The organism is Mycolicibacterium cosmeticum, from assembly GCF_000613185.1.
Lineage (GTDB): Bacteria > Actinomycetota > Actinomycetes > Mycobacteriales > Mycobacteriaceae > Mycobacterium > Mycobacterium cosmeticum.
This window is the reverse complement of record NZ_CCBB010000001.1, coordinates 2682628-2699697: the sequence shown is the minus strand read 5'-3', so window position 1 is coordinate 2699697 and position 17070 is coordinate 2682628. Positions and strand designations below refer to the sequence as shown.

The window sequence follows — 17070 nt, the reverse complement described above, 5'->3', positions numbered from 1 at the left end:
TGTGGTTACAGCCGTGCGGTATCAGGGTAACCGGAGCCGCCGGGTGGCCGCTGCAGCACTAGGCTGTGCGATGTGGAGCCGGTATACGGGACTGTCATCCAAGCCGCTCGCCTCGTGTGGCGGTTGCAGGGCTTGAAGTTCACCGTGACCGGGGTGGAGCACCTCCCGGTCACCGGGGGTGCGGTGATCGCGATCAACCACACCAGCTACTTCGATTTCACCTTCGCCGGGCTGCCCGCATATCTGCAGCACCGCGGCCGCAAGGTCCGGTTCATGGCGAAGAAAGAGGTGTTCGACAGCAAGGTCAGCGGCCCGATCATGCGCAGCCTGCGCCATATCGAGGTGGACCGCGACAGTGGTGCCGAGTCGTTCACCGCGGCCTGCCAGGCCCTCAAGGCCGGGGAGCTGGTGGGGGTGTACCCCGAGGCGACCATCAGCCGCAGCTTCGAGATCAAGGCGTTCAAGTCCGGGGCGGCCCGGATGGCCATCGCGGCCGACGTGCCGATCGTCCCGCACATCGTGTGGGGCGCCCAGCGCATCTGGACCAAGGGTCACCCCAAGAAGATGTGGCGGCCGAAGGTGCCGATCTCGGTGGCGGTGGGTGAGCCCATCTACCCGACGCTGCCGGCCGCCGAGCTGACGGCGCTGCTGCATTCGCGCATGCAGCATCTGCTGGAGCAGGTGCAGGATGCCTACGGGCCGCACCCGGCGGGCGAGTACTGGGTACCGCACCGGTTGGGTGGCGGGGCGCCGACGCTGGCCGAGGCCGATCGGATGGACGCCGAAGAGGCGGCGGAGAAGGCGGCCCGCCGGGCCCAGCGCGCCGGTGAGGCGCCGGAGTAGCGCGTATGGAGCCGGTTTTTCGTTCCCTCGAGATCGCGGGGAAGGCGGCGATGCGTGTCACCGGCACCCGGCTGGATTTCCAGGGGCTGGAACACCTTCCGCGTGTGGGCGGGGCGGTGGTCGCGATCAACCACACCAGTTACGTGGATTTCCTGCCCGCGGCGCTGGCCGCGACGGCTCGCGGGCGCCGGATGCGGTTCATGATCAAGGCCGAGATGCAGGACGTGCGCGGGGTGCACTTTCTGATCAAGCATGCCGGCACCATTCCGGTGGACCGCAGCGCCGGCGGTGCGTCCTACCCGATCGCCGTCGAGCGCCTGCGGGCCGGCGAGCTGGTCGGGGTGTATCCGGAGGCCACCATCAGCCGCAGCTTCGAGCTGAAGGAGTTCAAGACCGGGGCGGCGCGGATGGCGCTCGACGCGCGGGTGCCGATCATCCCGCTCATCGTCTGGGGAGCACACCGCGTCTGGACGAAGGACCATCCGAAGGCCTTGGGCCGCAACCACCTTCCCATCACGGTGGCGCTGGGTCCAGCGCTGCCCCCCGAGGGCGGCGTCGACGAGATCATGGCCGAGCTGCGCCGGGCGATGCGGTCGTTGCTGCATGCCGTGCAAGAGGCCTATCCACATCCCGCGGGGGCGTACTGGGTGCCGCGGCGGCTCGGCGGCGGCGCACCCACCCCCGAGGAAGCCGCCCGTCTCGACGAGGCCGAGCTGGCCGAGCGGGGCCGCAGACAACTCGGGAGGCACTGAATCTTGGAAGGCACGCAATGTTGCCCGCTCTGATCGCCACGGACGTCGACGGCACGCTGCTCGACGAAGGCGAGAACGTCACCCCCCGTACCCGCGCCGCGGTGCGGGCCGCGGTGGACGCCGGGGCGCAGTTCGTCCTGGCCACCGGCCGCCCGCCGCGTTGGGTGCCGCCGGTGGTGGAGCAGCTGGGCTTCGCCCCGATGGCGGTGTGCGCCAACGGCGCGGTGATCTACGACGCCGCCAACGACCGGATCGTGTCGGCGCGCACCCTGTCGGCGGAGGTGCTCACCGCGCTGGCCGATATCGCCACCTCGGTGATTCCTGGCGCCGGTTTGGCGGTGGAGCGGGTGGGCCGCAGCGCACACGATGCCGCGACCCCGCAGTTCGTCAGCTCACCCGGTTACGAACACGCGTGGCTCAACCCGGACAACACCGAGGTGTCCATCGAGGACCTGCTCAGCGCTGCCGCGGTGAAGCTGCTGATCCGCAAGGCGGGGGCGCAGAGCGCCGATATGGCCGCGGCGCTGGCACCGTACGTCGGCGTCCGGGGTGACCTGACCTACTCGACCAACAACGGTCTGATCGAGGTGACGCCACGGGGCGTCAGCAAGGCCTCGGGCATCGCGGAGGTGGCCGGGCCGCTGGGGATCGCCGCCGAGGATGTGGTGACGTTCGGTGACATGCCCAACGACATCCCGATGTTGAGCTGGGCCGGGCACGGGGTCGCCATGGGCAACGCGCATCCCGACGCGGTGGCCGTCGCCGACGAGGTCACCACCACCAATGCCGACGACGGGGTGGCCCGGGTGCTCGAACGCTGGTGGATGTAGCCACCAGGGGCCAGGAGCTCAGCGCGCGTCGATCGGGGTGAACCGCTCCATCTGGATGGGGGAGTGATTCGGCGGCGGCAGCTTCAGCGGCACGCCGTCGGTGACCCGGGTGACCGCACCGGTCTCCCGGTCGAAGTTCAGGGTGCCGTGCTGGAAGTTCTGCACGATCCACTGCGGCTCGCCGATCTCGCCGCTGGTGGGCAGGCCGAGCGCGCCGCGCTCGAAACCCAGTGCGCCCCAAGCGTCGTAGATGGCGCCGGTCACCGGTTGGGCGCCGGTGACCGGTGACCAGTACATGGCGCCGCGGTCGAAGGTGACATAGCGGGCGGTCCCGTCGCCGGCGGCCTCCGGTGAGGTCGGCATGCCCAACGGGCCCTTCTCGGCGCCCATTGCCTGCCACTTGGCGAAGATGGCGCCGCCGCGCAGCGTGTCCACCAGATCGGCGGGGCCGGCCGGCCGGTTGAACCGGGCGGCGATATCCCGCAGCACCGGCATCAGGGCGTAGGCGGCGTTGCCCGGGCAGTCGGTGTTGCCGACGTCGCGGTGCGTGAAGATGGTGGGCAAGGTCTCCACGGCGCCCTGCGGGAACTTGGTGAAGTCACCGCCGGCCGAGGTCAGGGTGACGGTGCCCAGCGGATCCACGTGGTCCAGCCCCAGACGCCAGCCCAGCAGCCGGCCGGTGGTGCGCAACTGGATCGGGGTGGGCGGCTCGGTGTCGAAGTCGCCGAGCATGGCCACACCCCAGGTGTCGGTGTTGAAGCCGCCGGTGTGCGCGCCCTGCACGGGGCGGTCCATGCCACCGGCGCGGCCCTCGAACACCTGCCCGTACTTGTCCACCAGGGCGTTGTAGGCGATGTCGCACCAGCCCAGGGTGCGCGCGTGGTACTCGTAGATCGAGCGCACGATCGCCGCGGAGTCCTCGGGCAGGTAGTCGTTGCTGCCGGCCGTGTGGTGCACGACCCCGGCCCGCACCCCTTGGTCGTAGATGGGGGCGCCGCACTTCATCGCTTCGTCGGCACCCCACTGGGCGCGGCTGATGATGTTCGGCGGGCGGCCGGGGATGGTCGCGGCGGCCGCGGGCGGGTTGAACTGCACGTCGATCGGCGCCTTGGGTGGGCTGATCAGCACGGCGTTGACGTTCTGCGGCAGCGGCTGCTCGACATTGGCCGGGATGTAGCCGAGGTCGCGTTTCACCGGGGCCGGTGCCGGTGGTGTGTGGCTGACCGCGATCTGCACGGTGGTGGTGCGGCCGACGAACACCGGCTCGGTGCCGTGCGTCGCCTTACCCTGCGGCCCGACCCCGTCCAGGGTCTCGGTCTCGTACCAGGGGCCCCAGGAGCCGTCCGGCTGTTTGGCGCGGACCCGCGCGGTGGTGCCGTCCAGGTCGTCGGCGGTGATCGCCACCAGCGAGAACGGGGTGTCCTGGTGGACTTCCTTGATGGTTTCGCCGGCGGCGTCGGTGCCGCGCAGGTCGTTCAGCGGCTGCTGGCTGATGGCCACCGGGGGCTGCTTGTCGGTCTCGGGTACGCCGTTGATCGCCCACGGCAGGATCACGACCGTGCCGACGACTGCCGAGAGCAGCAGTGACGGTGCAGGACGACGACGTAACACGCCCCGATGTTACGTATGGGTCTGGTGTTACCAGAGTTTCGACACGATACGAATTCTGGGCTGCACATAACGGCACCGCAGAGCCGGAAGGGCTTCTGCGGTGCCGTTCGGTGACAGGCTTGAGATCAGGCGCCCGCGCTCAAGTTTGACTAGGCGCCCGCGCCTGGGGCTTGATCAGGCGCCCGCGCCTGAAGCGACCTGGGCCACCGCCCCCGTCGCCGTGCTGGCGGCGGTGCTGGCGGCGTCGGCAACCGGCGCGGCGGCCGCCGCGGCCGGGGCAGCGGCCGGAGCCGCCTGCTTGATGGCCGACTGGATGGCCGGCATCACCATGCCCTTGAGCAGGTCGATGGCCTGCCCGGCGCCCAGCTGCTGGGCCGCGCTGTTCAGGTCGCCGAGCAGCCCGCCGCCACCGCTGGCGGCCGCCGGGGCGCCCAGGCCCAGACCCGGATCGCCACCGAGGATCGGGTAGGTGCCCGCCATCGGGTCCAGCCCGATCGGCGCCGAGATCGGCACCTCACCGGGAACGCCCAAGCCGGTGCCACCGAGCCCCGGCGTACCCAGGCCCGGCGTCGTCAGGCCGGCGGTGCCCAGTCCCGGCGTGGTGCCCAGACCGGCCGGGGTGGCCAGGCTCGGCGACAGCGGCGAGGTGAGGCCCGGGGTGGCGCCGGTCAGCGCCGGGTTGGTGTTCGACGGATCGGTCAGCGAGGTCGGGCTCAGCGACGGGGTCGTCGAGTTGATCGGCGGCACGCTGAGTCCGGGCGCGGTGGTCCCCGAGCCCTGCAGGCCCGGCGTCAGGCCGGTCGGCGGGGTCAGGCCGGTGGTGCCCAGTCCGGGTGTGCTCAGGCCGGGCGTCAATCCGGGCGAGGTCAGACCCGGCGAGGTGAGGCCGGTGGCACCGAGGCCCGGTGACGTCAACACCGGGCTGGCCGCCGGCGAACCGGTGAGAATGCCCGTCGGCATCGGGGGCAGATTGACCCCGAACTGGGACAGCCCCTGGGACAGGGCCGAGATCAACTCCCCGGGCAGGTCGGTGATCAGCGCCGCCTGCACGAACTGCCGGTGCTGCGGTTGTTCGTCCTTGGCGGGTAGTTCTGAGAGCGCAGCAATTGCAACTGGACTTGCGACGGCCAGGGCGGCGACTGCGCTCATGGCTGTCGAGAGCTTGCGTCGACGTCGGTTCGGCACGGAAGTCTCCTCAATACATGGACTACGTGTTTGCGGTTGATTCGGTGAAACACGTCGGCGACAACGGTTTTGTGCCTTGGTAAACCAGCGTCTGCCAACGTGATTGATGGTACTGCTGTGACTACTGGGTCTAGAGTGACGATATTGAATTGTGAGCGAATTGCGACCTGCCCAGTACGTGGCGCCGTCCCACGTTTCGGGTGCGTGGGGCGCGGTCGGATACCCTTGCTGCCGATGACCGATCAATCTGCCCGCGTCGCCGCGCGCCCTGCCACCGGTCGTTTCGACCTCCTCGTCGTGGGTTCGGGTTTCTTTGGCCTGACCATCGCCGAGCGCGCCGCCACCCAGCTGGACAAGCGGGTCCTGGTGGTCGAACGCCGGCCGCACATCGGCGGCAACGCCTACTCCGAGCCCGAACCCGAAACCGGGATCGAGGTGCACAAGTACGGTGCCCACCTGTTCCACACCAGCAACAAGAGGGTGTGGGACTACGTACGCCAGTTCACCGAGTTCACCGGCTACCAGCACCGCGTCTTCGCGCTGCACAAGGGCCAGGCCTATCAGTTCCCGCTGGGGCTGGGTCTGGTCTCGCAGTTCTTCGGCCGGTACTTCACCCCGGACGAGGCGCGGGCGCTGATCGCCGAGCAGGCCGCCGAGATCCACACCGCCGACGCCCAGAATCTGGAAGAGAAGGCCATCTCGCTGATCGGCCGCCCGCTGTACGAGGCGTTCGTCAAGGGCTATACCGCCAAGCAGTGGCAGACCGACCCCGCCGAGCTGCCCGCCGCGATCATCAACCGGCTGCCGGTGCGCTACACCTTCGACAACCGCTACTTCAACGACACCTATGAGGGTCTGCCCGCCGAGGGGTACACGGCCTGGCTGCAGAACATGGCCGCCGACGACCGGATCGAGGTCCGGCTGGACACCGACTGGTTCGACGTCCGCGACGAACTGCGGGCGGAGTCCCCGGACGCCCCCGTCGTCTACACCGGCCCGCTGGACCGGTACTTCGACTACGTCGACGGCCGGCTGGGCTGGCGCACGCTCGATTTCGAGACCGAGGTGCTGCCGACCGGAGACTTCCAGGGCACCCCGGTGATGAACTACAACGACGTCGACGTCCCGTTCACCCGGATCCACGAATTCCGGCACTTCCATCCCGAACGGGACTACCCGGCCGACAAGACCGTGATCATGCGGGAGTTCTCCCGCTTCGCCGAGAACGACGACGAACCGTACTACCCGATCAACACCGAGGCCGACCGTGCCCTGCTGGCCGGCTACCGGGACCGGGCCCGTGCCGAAACGGCAAGTGCCGGAGTTCTTTTCGGTGGACGGTTGGGCACCTACCAGTACCTCGACATGCACATGGCGATCGCCAGCGCGCTCAACATGTACGACAACATCCTGGCCCCGCATCTGCGCGACGGCGCGCCGCTGCCGGCCCCAGACGAAAGCAGCAAAGCATGAGTGACATCCCCTCCGGCGCGCTCGACGGCGCCGAATCCCGGGCGGTCAGCCTGCTGTCCCGGGTGATCCTGCCGCGGCCCGGTGAACCGCTCGACGTGCGCAAGCTCTACATCGAGGAGTCGGCCACCAACGCGCGGCGGGCGCACGCCCCCACCCGCACCACCCTGGAGATCGGCGCCGAATCCGAGGTGTCGTTCGCCACCTATTTCAACGCCTTCCCGGCCAGCTACTGGCGGCGCTGGTCCATCCTGGAATCGGTGGTGCTACGCGTCGAGCTCAGCGGCAGCGCCCGGGTCGACGTGTACCGCTCCAAGGCAACCGGGGCGCGGATCACGGTGGGCGGCACTGAAATCGTCGAGTCCGGGGTCGCCGAGTTCGAGATCGGGCTGGAGCCGTTCGAGGACGGCGGCTGGATCTGGTTCGACATCACCACCGACACCGCGGTGACGGTGCGCAGCGCCGGCTGGTACGCGCCCATCCCGGCGCCCGGCGTGGCCGACATCGCGCTGGGCATCCCGACGTTCAACCGGCCCGCCGACTGCGTCGGCGCGCTGGCCGCACTGACCTCGGACCCCTTGGTGGACAAGGTGATCAGCGCGGTGATCGTCTCCGACCAGGGCACCAAGAAGGCCAAGGACCATCCCGGATTCGCCGCGGCGGCGGCCCCGCTGGGCGACCGGCTGACCATCCACAACCAGCCCAACCTCGGCGGGTCCGGCGGCTACAGCCGGGTCATGTTCGAGGCGCTGCGCAACACCGACTGCCAGCAGATCTTGTTCATGGACGACGACATCCGCATCGAGCCGGATTCGATCCTGCGGGCGCTGGCCCTGAGCCGGTTCGCCAAGGTGCCCACCCTGGTCGGCGGGCAGATGCTGAACCTGCAGGAGCCCTCGCACCTGCACGTGATGGGCGAGATGGTCGACGCGGAGAACTTCATGTGGACCGGCGCGGTCAACACCGAGTACGACCACAACTTCGCCAAGTACCCGCTCAACGACGAGGAGCACTACCGCAGCCGAATCCTGCACCGCCGCATCGACGTCGACTACAACGGCTGGTGGATGTGCATGATCCCGCGGCAGGTGGCGCAGGAGCTGGGCCAGCCGCTGCCGCTGTTCATCAAATGGGACGACTCCGAGTACGGCCTGCGCGCCGGTGAGCACGGCTACCCCACCGTGACGCTGCCGGGCGCGGCCATCTGGCACATGGCCTGGAGCGACAAGGACGACGCCATCGACTGGCAGGCCTACTTCCACCTGCGCAACCGGCTGGTGGTCGCGGCGCTGCACTGGGACGGGGACGTCAAGGGCCTGCTGGCCAGCCACCTCAAGGCGACCTTGAAACACCTTCTCTGCCTTGAATATTCGACAGTCGCCATCCAGAACAAGGCGATGGACGACTTCCTGGCCGGCCCGGAGCACATCTTCTCCATCCTGGAATCGGCGCTGCCCGAGGTGCGGGCCATGCGCCAGCAGTACCCCGATGCGGTGGTGCTGCCCAGCGCGACCGCGCTGCCCACCCCGTCGGACAAGAAGTGGCGCAAGAAGGTCAACATCCCCACCAGCCCGCTGTCCATCTCGTGGCGACTGGCCCGCGGTGTCGTGCACCAGCTCAAGCCGCACGATCCGGCGCACCACGTGCGCCCGCAGATCAACGTCGCCACCCAGGACGCCCGATGGTTCTCGCTGTGCAAGGTGGACGGGGTCACCGTCACCACCGCCGACGGCCGCGGCGTGGTGTACCGCCAGCGCGACCGCGCCAAGATGTTCGAGCTGCTGCGGGAATCGCTGAAGCGCCAAGCGCTGCTGGCGCGCAAGTTCAACCGGATGCGCAAGGTGTACCGCGCCGCACTGCCGGAGCTGACCAGCCCGCAGCGGTGGGAGGCGGTGCTCAACGCGCACGCCGACAGCACCTCCCTGGAAAAGGCCTGAGATGGCCGGTGACCTGACGCGCGAGGAGACCGCGCTGGTGGTGGTGCAGGCCACGCTGGCCGGCCGGCCGGGGGTGCTTCCGGCCGCGCGCGCCCTTTCGCATTTCGGTGAGCACAGCGCCGGCTGGGTCGGCGTCGCCGCCCTCGGCGCGGCGCTGCAGCCGCGGCACCGGCGGGCCTGGCTGGCCGCGGGCATCGGGGCCTTCGCCGCGCACGCGGCGGCGGTGCTGATCAAACGCGTCGTCAAACGCGAACGCCCGCACCACCCGGCGATCGCCGTCAACGTCGGCACCCCCAGCCGGCTGAGCTTCCCGTCCGCGCATGCCACCTCGACCACCGCGGCTGCCGTGCTGATCGGCCGGGCCACCGGCTCGCGCCTGCCGTGGCTGCTGGTACCCCCCATGGCGTTGTCGCGCTTGGTACTCGGCGTGCACTACCCGACGGACGTGCTCACCGGAGCGGCGGTGGGACTTGCCACCGCCAAAGCGGTTCAGGTCATCGCTGACAAGAAGGCGGGCTACTGATGAGTGACGGAGCGCCGGAATCGACTCTGGGCCCGCCGAAGAACCTGGCGAGCGGGCTGATCAAGGCGCTGCGTCCCCGTCAGTGGGTCAAGAACGTGTTGGTGCTTGCCGCACCGCTGGCGGCGCTGGGTACCGACGTGCACTACGACTACGGTTTCCTGGCCTCCCGGGTCGCGGTGGCCTTCGTGGTGTTCTCCATGGCCGCCTCGTGCATCTACCTGATCAACGACTCCCGTGATGTCGAGGCCGACCGCCAGCACCCGACCAAGCGGTTCCGCCCGATCGCGGCCGGGGTGGTCCCGGAGTCACTGGCCTACGGCCTGGCCGTCGTGCTGGGGGTGGCCGCGCTGGTCATCTCCTATGTCGTCAGCCCCAGCCTGGCCGTCGTCATCGCCGTCTACATCGGCATCCAACTGGCCTACTGTTTCGGGCTGAAACATCAAGCGGTGCTGGACATCTGCATCGTGTCCTCGGCCTACCTGATCCGGGCCATCGCCGGCGGTGCCGCGACCGACATCCAGCTGTCCCAGTGGTTCCTGCTGGTGATGGCCTTCGGTTCGCTGTTCATGGCGGCCGGCAAGCGCTACGCCGAACTTCAGCTGGCCGAACGCACCGGCGCCAAGATCCGCAAATCGCTGGAGAGCTACACCAGTTCGTATCTGCGCTTCGTCTGGACGCTGTCGGCCACCGCAGTGGTGCTCTGCTACGGGCTGTTCGCCTTCGAGCGTGACGGCGGCTCGGCCTCCTGGTGGGCCGTGTCCATCATCCCGTTCACCATCGCGATCCTGCGCTACGCCGTCGACATCGACGGCGGCGACGCGGGCGAACCCGAGGACATCGCCCTGCATGACCGCGTGCTGCAGCTGCTCGCCCTGGCGTTGATCGGAACAGTCGGTGCCGCTGTCTACTTCGGCTGACCGAGCCGGCCGCGCCGCGGCGACCCGCCTGTCCGGCTGGCCGTCGTTCCGCTACAGCGTGTCGGTGCGGATCAGCCTGTGGCTGTCGGTGCTGGTGGTGGCCGGCCTGTTCGGCTGGGGGGCATGGCAGCGACGCTGGATCGCCGACGACGGCCTGATCGTGTTGCGCACCGTGCGCAACCTGTTGGCCGGCAACGGCCCCGTCTTCAATGCCGGGGAACGGGTGGAGTCCAACACCTCCACCCTGTGGACGTATCTCATCTACGTGGTCAGCTGGATCAGCGGTCCGGTCCGCCTGGAGTACGTCGCGCTGACACTGGCACTGGTGCTCTCGGTGGCCGGCGTGGTGCTGTTGATGCTCGGGACCGGCCGGTTGTACGCGCCCGGCCTGCAGGGCAGGGCCGCGGTGTTGCTGCCGGCGGGCGCGCTCGTCTACATCGCGGTGCCACCGGCCCGCGACTTCGCCACCTCGGGGCTGGAAAACGGTTTGGTGCTCGCCTATCTCGGCCTGTTGTGGTGGCTGATGGTGTGCTGGTCGCAGGCGCCCAGGCTGCCCGAGGGGCGGCGGCAGGGCCCGGTGTTCCTGGGATCGCTGGCCTGCGTGGCCGGCCTGAGCGTGCTGGTCCGTCCGGAACTGGCGCTCATCGGCGGGCTGGCGCTGGTGATGATGGTGGTGGCCGAGCCGCGGTGGCGGCGGCGAGCGCTGATCATCGCGGCCGGTGGTGCACTTCCGGTGGGATATCAGATCTTTCGGATGGGGTATTACGGCCTGGCGGTGCCCCAGACGGCCATCGCCAAGGACGCCTCGGGTTCGAAGTGGGCCCAGGGTTTCGAGTATCTGACCAACTTCAACCGGCCCTATCTGCTGTGGCTGCCGCTGCTGCTGGTGATCCTGCTGGCGGTGGTGCTGGTGCGCGGCCGGTCGCATCCCTGGACCATCGGGCCCATCCGGTCCGGGTCCGCCGGGCGGTCCCTGGCCAGGATGGTGCAAAACCCCACGGCGGTGGTGGTTTTCATCGTCGGAAGTGGCCTGCTGCAAGGCGTGTACTGGGTGCGCCAAGGTGGTGACTTCATGCATGGGCGGGTGTTGCTCACCGCGCTGTTCTGCATGCTCGCGCCGGTGGCGGTGATCCCGGTCAGGGTGCCCGACGAGACCAAGGTCAGCCGCCGGACCGGCTATCTGCTGGCGGGGGCGACCAGCGTGTTGTGGCTGGCGATCGCGGGATGGTCACTGTGGGCGGCGAATTCGCCGGGAATGGGCGCCGACGCCACCCGGGTCACCTATTCCGGCATCGTCGACGAACGCCGGTTCTATGCCCAGGCCACCGGCCACGCCCACCCGCTGACCGCGGCCGACTACCTGGACTACCCGCGGATGCGCGCGGTGCTCACCGCCATCAACAACACCCCCGACGGCGCGCTGCTGCTGCCGTCCGGCGACTATGACCGCTGGGACGTGGTCCCGGCCATCCCGCCGCCGCCGGACAAGCCCTACCGCAACGGCGAAACCGGGCCGCACACAGTCTTTTTCACCAACATGGGCATGCTGGGGATGAACGTCGGCCTCGACGTCCGGGTCATCGACCAGATCGGTCTGGTGAACACCCTGGCGGCGCACACCGCCCGGCTGGAGGACGCCCGCATCGGTCACGACAAGAACCTGTTCCCGGACTGGGCGGTCGCCGAAGGACCCTTCCTCAAGGAACGTCCGTACATCCCGGCCTACCTGGACGAGGACTGGATCGCCCAGGCCGAGGTGGCGCTGAAGTGTCCGGAGACCGAAGTGATCCTGAACTCGGTGCGAGGCAAGCTGACGCCCCGGCTGTTCATCTCCAACCTCACCCATGCGCTGCAGTTCGGCAGTTACCGGATCGACCGGGTCCCGCTCTATGAGCTGTACCGGTGCGGTCTGCAGGCGCCGCCGCCGAAGAATCCGCCGTACACCGGGATGCCGGCCACCGGTCCGTAGCGCACGCGGTTTTGCGGGTGGCGTAACGCCGCGGCTATGTTGTGGCGATACAGGAAGCGTGGTGGCCCCGAACTCAACGGCGAGTTCACGGTGAGCGGCCCCCGCACTGGGACTCCGGCCTCGACATGCGACGCATCGCATTGCCTGTGAAACGGAATGGATTGACGCACATGGGTAGGACCGCTGCTGTGAGAACCGTCACATGGTTGCGGGCCGCTGTCGTGGCCCTGGTGGCCGTGATCGCCCCGGCAGCCGTGCTGCTGCCCGCCGCGCCGCCGGCCCAGGCGTTCTCCCGCGAAGGGCTGCCGGTCGAGTACCTCGATGTGTTCTCGCCGTCGATGAACCGCAATATCCGCGTCGAGTTCCAGGCAGGGGGTCCACACGCCGTCTACCTTCTGGACGGCATGCGCGCCCAGGACGACTACAACGGCTGGGATATCAACACCGCGGCGTTCGAATGGTTCTACGGCTCCGGCATCTCCGTCGTCATGCCGGTCGGCGGGCAATCCAGCTTCTACAGCGACTGGTACTCGCCGTCGACGTTCAACAACCAGGGCTACACCTACAAGTGGGAAACGTTCCTGACCAGTGAGCTGCCGCAGTGGCTGGCAGCGAACAAGCAGATCTCCACCTCCCGCAACGGTGTCGTCGGGCTGTCGATGGCCGGCGGGGCGAGCCTGATCCTGGCCGCCTACCACCCGCAGCAATTCAGCTACGCCGCATCGCTGTCCGGGTTCCTGAATCCGTCGACGGTGTTCATGAAGCAGGCCATCCGCGTCGCCATGCTGGACGCGGGCGGCTACAACGTGGACAACATGTGGGGCCCGCCGTGGGACCCGGCCTGGAAGCGCAACGACCCGGTGGAGCAGGTCGGCAAATTGGTGGCCAACGGCACCCGGCTGTGGATCTACTGTGCCCCCGGCGGTTCCACGCCGCTGGACGAGAACGCCGACCCGGGGCAGCAGTTCAACGCCGACAGCCTGGAGGGCCTCGCGATCGGCAGCAACAAGCGGTTCCAGGACCGCTACACCGCGGCCGGCGGCCGCAACGCGACCTTCCAGTTCCCGCCCGCAGGCAACCATTCGTGGGCGTACTGGGGCGCTCAATTGCAGGCCCTCAAACCCGATCTGATCGCCACCCTGAACGGGTGAGCGGGCATTCGTCGGAAGAGAGAAGTCACACAGACTTGTGGTTGACTACACGGGCAATGCGGCCCGGACCGGCGCACACCGACCGGGTGCGGCACACGACAGATGGGATAGGTAAGCAGTTATGAGTTTCGTTGGGAAAATTCGCGGCGCCACGCGCCGAGTGGTGGTCGCGGCAGCTGCTGCCGCGGTACTGCCCGGTTTGGTCGGCGTCGTCGGAGGCTCGGCGACTGCTGGTGCCTTCTCTCGGCCGGGCCTGCCGGTCGAATACCTGGACGTCCCGTCGGCCGGTATGGGCCGCGACATCCGGGTGCAGTTCCAGAGCGGCGGCGCGAACTCGCCGGCGGTCTACATGCTCGACGGCCTGCGTGCACAGGACGACTTCAACGGCTGGGACATCAACACCGCCGCCTTCGAGTGGTACAACGGCTCGGGCATCTCGATGGTGATGCCGGTCGGTGGCCAGTCCAGCTTCTACTCCGACTGGTACAAGCCCGCCTGCGGCAAGACCGGTTGCACCACCTACAAGTGGGAGACCTTCCTGACCCAGGAACTGCCGGCGTGGCTGCAGGCCAACCGTCAGGTCAAGCCCACCGGTGGCGCGGCCGTCGGTCTGTCGATGGCCGGTTCGGCCGCGCTGACGCTGGCCATCTACCACCCCCAGCAGTTCATCTACGCCGGCTCGATGTCGGGCTTCCTGAACCTGTCCGAGGGCTGGTGGCCCTTCCTGGTGAACATCTCCATGGGTGACGCCGGTGGCTACAAGGCCGACGACATGTGGGGCAAGACCGGCGACGCCGGCAACGCCTGGAAGCGCAACGATCCGTTCGTGAACATCAACCAGCTGATCGCCAACAACACCCGGCTGTGGGTCTACTGCGGTAACGGCACCCCGTCGGACCTGTCGGCCGGCGTCAGCGGCGGCAACCTGTTCAACGCGAAGTTCCTCGAGGGCCTGACCATCCGCACCAACAAGACCTTCCGGGACACCTACATCGCCAACGGCGGCACCAACGCGGTGTTCAACTTCCCGGAGAACGGTGTGCACGACTGGCCGTACTGGGGCCAGCAGCTGCAGGCCATGAAGCCGGACATGCAGCGTGTGCTGGGAGCCGTGCCGACCGCCTGATCCGCGGCACCTGAGCAACGGCAACAGGCAAACAACGACAAGACGGGCGGCGGCGATCCTTCGGGGTCGCCGCCGTCGGTCGTTTCCGGACCGTTTCGAAAGCACCGCGCCGCAGTGATGTGATTCACTACAACCCGGGTGCTGGGGGATCGGCGATCAAGATGAGGTGGGCAATGAGGCTGGGCGAGCGAGGCGACGGGAACCACGCGCTGCATTCGGCCATCCGCAAGACCCTGCAGGCGACCTTTGCGGTGTTGCTGGCGATGGGCCTGTGGTCGGCGTCGGGCGCGGTGGACACCCCGGCCAGGGCCGACGGTATCGAGTACCTCATGGTGCCCTCGGCGGCCATGGGCCGCGATATCCCGGTGGCCTTTCAGGCCGGTGGCCCGCACGCGGTGTATCTGCTCGACGCCTTCAACGCCGGACCCGATGTGAGCAACTGGGTCGGCGCCGGCGCGTTCAACACCCTGGCCGGTAAGGGCATCTCGGTGGCCGCTCCGGCCGGCGGGGCGTTCAGCCTCTACACCAACTGGGAGATGGACGGCAGCAAGCAGTGGGAGACCTTCCTCACCGATGAGCTGCCCAACTGGCTGGCCGCCAACAAGGGCCTGGCGCCCAACGGGCACGGCATCGTCGGCGCCGCCCAGGGCGGTACCGCGGCCATCACGCTGGCCGAATTCCACCCGGACCGGTTCCGCTACGCCGGCTCCATGTCGGGCTTCCTGACCCCGTCCAACACCTTCCTCAACGGCGCCATCACGGCGGGCATGGCCCAGTTCGGTGGCGTCAACACCCAGGCCATGTGGGGCGCGGCGCAGCTGGGCCGGTGGAAGTGGCACGACCCGGACGTGCACGCACAGCTGTTGGTGGACAACAACACCCGGCTGTGGGTGTTCAGCCCGCAGACCCTGACGTGCAGCGACCCCGCCGCCATGATCGGCTACTGCGATCAGGCCCAAGGCAGTAACCGCACGTTCTATTCGCATTACCGCTCACTCGGCGGACGCAACGGGCACTTCGACTTCCCGACCGGTGGGCAGCACGACTGGGGCAGCTGGGGTCCGCAGTTGGCCGCGCTGGCCGGTGATTTGTCGGCCGCGATCCGCTAACGACATCTGGCCCACGGAGGCCGGCGCGCACAGCCGGTACCGTGGAGCCGTGCAGCGTAACCGGCGGTGGTCTGCGGGTCTGGCAAAGCGACCCGCGCTCGTGTTGACCCCGCTGATGCTCGCCTCCACGGCGGCGGCGGTGTGCGGCTGCTCGTTCAGCGACGACATGATCACCACGATCGGTCTGCCGTCCTCGCAATCGGCCGGGCATTCCGACGGGTTGGGCAGCATCGCGCCGCCCGCGGCCAGCGCTGCGGGCGGATACCGCGAACACATCCCCATGTCGAGCCAGCAGCAGTCCTACCTGGACGCGCTCGGGGCGGCCGGCGTGCACCCCTCCGACGACATGGTCGCGCTGACCATCGGGTCCTACGTGTGCCAGGCCCGCGCCGCCAAGCAGACCGATCAGGCCGTCTGGGATTTCGTGCTGCCCCTGGTGCGCGCCGATGTCCGGGAGGCACACATCAGCTCGGCGGCCCCGCCCGCGGGTGAGGTCAACGCCGCCACCTCCGACTACATTCGCATCGCGACCGAACAGCTCTGCTGATCCGCCCGGCGGCAGGACAGCAGCGCCTGAAGACATTCAGCTGAACTGAGGAGCGCTTCCGAACATGGCGACCAACAACCGCAAACGCCACCGGATCCTGGCGGTGGCCGCGGCGGCGGCCGTCGCGGTCCTGGTGGCGGTCATCGTCGCCGCGTTGGTGGTCTGGCTGCGGCAGCCGGAGACACCGCCGCTGGCCACCCCGCCCACCGCGCCGCCCTCGGGTGTGCCGAGTACGGGGCCGTCGCCGAGTAAACCGCGCCCGGAATCCCAGGATGCCAGCTGTCCCGATGTCTACGTGCTGTCCATCCCCGGCACGTGGGAATCCTCGCCGGCGCTCGATCCCAACAACCCGGTGCAATTCCCGAACGCGCTGCTGCTCAACGTCACCAACCCGCTGCTGCAGCAGTTCGGCAGCGACCGGGTGCAGGTGTACACGGTGCCCTACACCGCGCAGTTCCATAACCCGTTCTCCGCCGACGGGCAGATGTCCTACAACGACTCGCGCGCCGAGGGCACCAAGAAGGCGATCCAGGCGCTCACGGACATGAACAACAAGTGCCCACTCACCAGCTACGTCATCGTCGGCTTCTCGCAGGGCGCGGTGATCGGCGGCGACATCGCCTCCGACATCGGCAACGGCCGCGGCCCCGTCGACCAGGACCTGGTGCTGGGCGTGACGTTGATCGCCGACGGTCGCCGGCAGGACGGGGTGGGGCAGAGCCTGCCTGCCAACCCGCCGGGGCAGGGCGCGGAGATCACGCTGCACGAGGTGCCCATGCTGTCGGCGCTGGGGCTGGCGATGACGGGTCCGCGCGACGGTGGTTTCGGGGCGCTCAACGACCGCGTCTACCAGATCTGCGGTAACGGCGACCTGATTTGCGCCGCGCCGGAACAGGCCTTCTCCGTCGGGAACCTGCCCAAGACGTTGGAGACGTTGCTCGGCAGCACCGCCGGTCCGGTGCACGCGCTGTACAACACCCCTCAGTTCTGGAGCCTGGACGGTCAGACGGCCACCCAGTGGACCGAGCAGTGGGCCCGCAACCTGGTGGAGAACGCACCGCATCCCAAGCACGGATGAAACTCCTTGCGACTCGCGGGTA

General features: G+C 68.6%; 15 protein-coding genes. 13 read left to right on the top strand and 2 right to left on the bottom strand.

Translation table 11 applies throughout. The features are described from left to right. Nucleotides 1-72: 72 nt before the first annotated feature. Genes BN977_RS13030 through BN977_RS13020 form a run of 3 tightly spaced genes read left to right on the top strand, consistent with a single transcriptional unit; the run spans nt 73 to nt 2425 of the window. On the top strand, nt 73-843 hold the full coding sequence (locus BN977_RS13030) for a lysophospholipid acyltransferase family protein (RefSeq protein ID WP_024452581.1): 771 nt from the start codon (nt 73-75) through the stop codon (nt 841-843). A gap of 5 nt (nt 844-848) precedes the next feature. Continuing rightward, nucleotides 849-1595 (top strand): lysophospholipid acyltransferase family protein, encoded by a 747-nt coding sequence (locus BN977_RS13025; RefSeq protein ID WP_024452580.1) that lies wholly within the window; start codon nt 849-851, stop codon nt 1593-1595. Between the two features lie 17 nt (nt 1596-1612). Next, nucleotides 1613-2425, top strand: a complete 813-nt coding sequence (locus tag BN977_RS13020; protein WP_036397837.1) for a Cof-type HAD-IIB family hydrolase — start codon at nt 1613-1615, stop codon at nt 2423-2425. 18 nt (nt 2426-2443) lie between these two features. Here BN977_RS13020 and BN977_RS13015 read toward each other — a convergent pair whose 3' ends face one another. Continuing rightward, nucleotides 2444-4036 (bottom strand): N-acetylmuramoyl-L-alanine amidase, encoded by a 1593-nt coding sequence (locus BN977_RS13015; protein WP_036397836.1) that lies wholly within the window; start codon nt 4034-4036, stop codon nt 2444-2446. Nucleotides 4037-4210: 174 nt separating this feature from the next. After that, the gene (locus tag BN977_RS13010; protein ID WP_036397835.1) at nt 4211-5221 is read right to left on the bottom strand and encodes a hypothetical protein; all 1011 of its coding nucleotides are present in this window, start codon (nt 5219-5221) and stop codon (nt 4211-4213) included. 234 nt (nt 5222-5455) lie between these two features. Here BN977_RS13010 and glf point away from each other — a divergent pair, with 234 nt between their 5' ends. From glf to culp6, 10 genes are all read left to right on the top strand, one after another. Then, complete coding sequence (gene glf, locus BN977_RS13005; protein WP_036397834.1) at nt 5456-6694, top strand: UDP-galactopyranose mutase; 1239 nt, start codon at nt 5456-5458, stop codon at nt 6692-6694. Next, nucleotides 6691-8628, top strand: a complete 1938-nt coding sequence (locus BN977_RS13000; RefSeq protein WP_036397833.1) for a glycosyltransferase — start codon at nt 6691-6693, stop codon at nt 8626-8628. Before glf ends, BN977_RS13000 begins: the two co-directional genes overlap by 4 nt. Nucleotide 8629: 1 nt before the next feature. Continuing rightward, nucleotides 8630-9151: a phosphatase PAP2 family protein gene (locus BN977_RS12995; RefSeq protein WP_024452574.1), complete on the top strand. Its 522-nt coding sequence runs from the start codon at nt 8630-8632 to the stop codon at nt 9149-9151. Then, complete coding sequence (locus BN977_RS12990; RefSeq protein WP_024452573.1) at nt 9151-10068, top strand: decaprenyl-phosphate phosphoribosyltransferase; 918 nt, start codon at nt 9151-9153, stop codon at nt 10066-10068. Before BN977_RS12995 ends, BN977_RS12990 begins: the two co-directional genes overlap by 1 nt. After that, the gene (zomB, locus tag BN977_RS12985; protein WP_407661182.1) at nt 10046-12037 is read left to right on the top strand and encodes a terminal beta-(1->2)-arabinofuranosyltransferase; all 1992 of its coding nucleotides are present in this window, start codon (nt 10046-10048) and stop codon (nt 12035-12037) included. The genes BN977_RS12990 and zomB overlap by 23 nt, the downstream gene beginning before the upstream one ends. A 170-nt stretch (nt 12038-12207) precedes the next feature. Continuing rightward, nucleotides 12208-13188 carry an esterase family protein gene (locus BN977_RS12980; RefSeq protein WP_024452571.1) on the top strand — a complete coding sequence of 327 codons (981 nt, stop codon included), beginning with the start codon at nt 12208-12210 and terminating at the stop codon, nt 13186-13188. A gap of 121 nt (nt 13189-13309) precedes the next feature. Next, nucleotides 13310-14314: an esterase family protein gene (locus tag BN977_RS12975; RefSeq protein ID WP_024452570.1), complete on the top strand. Its 1005-nt coding sequence runs from the start codon at nt 13310-13312 to the stop codon at nt 14312-14314. 263 nt (nt 14315-14577) lie between these two features. Beyond that, on the top strand, nt 14578-15423 hold the full coding sequence (locus tag BN977_RS12970) for an alpha/beta hydrolase-fold protein (protein WP_046873147.1): 846 nt from the start codon (nt 14578-14580) through the stop codon (nt 15421-15423). A 100-nt stretch (nt 15424-15523) separates the two neighbouring features. Continuing rightward, nucleotides 15524-15970, top strand: a complete 447-nt coding sequence (locus BN977_RS12965; protein WP_024452568.1) for a DUF732 domain-containing protein — start codon at nt 15524-15526, stop codon at nt 15968-15970. Nucleotides 15971-16034: 64 nt separating this feature from the next. Then, a complete protein-coding gene (gene culp6, locus BN977_RS12960) occupies nt 16035-17048 on the top strand; it encodes a carboxylesterase Culp6 (protein ID WP_024452567.1) in 1014 nt (337 codons plus the stop codon). Nucleotides 17049-17070: the final 22 nt, after the last annotated feature.

What these genes read in the sequence shown, in the direction of transcription:
- culp6 (WP_024452567.1), top strand. Translation starts at nt 16,035, where the DNA reads ATGGCGACCAACAACCGCAAACGCCACCGGATCCTGGCGGTGGCCGCG.
- BN977_RS13025 (WP_024452580.1), top strand. Translation starts at nt 849, where the DNA reads ATGGAGCCGGTTTTTCGTTCCCTCGAGATCGCGGGGAAGGCGGCGATG.
- BN977_RS12980 (WP_024452571.1), top strand. Translation starts at nt 12,208, where the DNA reads ATGGGTAGGACCGCTGCTGTGAGAACCGTCACATGGTTGCGGGCCGCT.
- BN977_RS13000 (WP_036397833.1), top strand. Translation starts at nt 6,691, where the DNA reads ATGAGTGACATCCCCTCCGGCGCGCTCGACGGCGCCGAATCCCGGGCG.
- BN977_RS12995 (WP_024452574.1), top strand. Translation starts at nt 8,630, where the DNA reads ATGGCCGGTGACCTGACGCGCGAGGAGACCGCGCTGGTGGTGGTGCAG.
- BN977_RS13020 (WP_036397837.1), top strand. Translation starts at nt 1,613, where the DNA reads ATGTTGCCCGCTCTGATCGCCACGGACGTCGACGGCACGCTGCTCGAC.
- BN977_RS12970 (WP_046873147.1), top strand. Translation starts at nt 14,578, where the DNA reads ATGGGCCTGTGGTCGGCGTCGGGCGCGGTGGACACCCCGGCCAGGGCC.
- BN977_RS12975 (WP_024452570.1), top strand. Translation starts at nt 13,310, where the DNA reads ATGAGTTTCGTTGGGAAAATTCGCGGCGCCACGCGCCGAGTGGTGGTC.
- BN977_RS12990 (WP_024452573.1), top strand. Translation starts at nt 9,151, where the DNA reads ATGAGTGACGGAGCGCCGGAATCGACTCTGGGCCCGCCGAAGAACCTG.
- glf (WP_036397834.1), top strand. Translation starts at nt 5,456, where the DNA reads ATGACCGATCAATCTGCCCGCGTCGCCGCGCGCCCTGCCACCGGTCGT.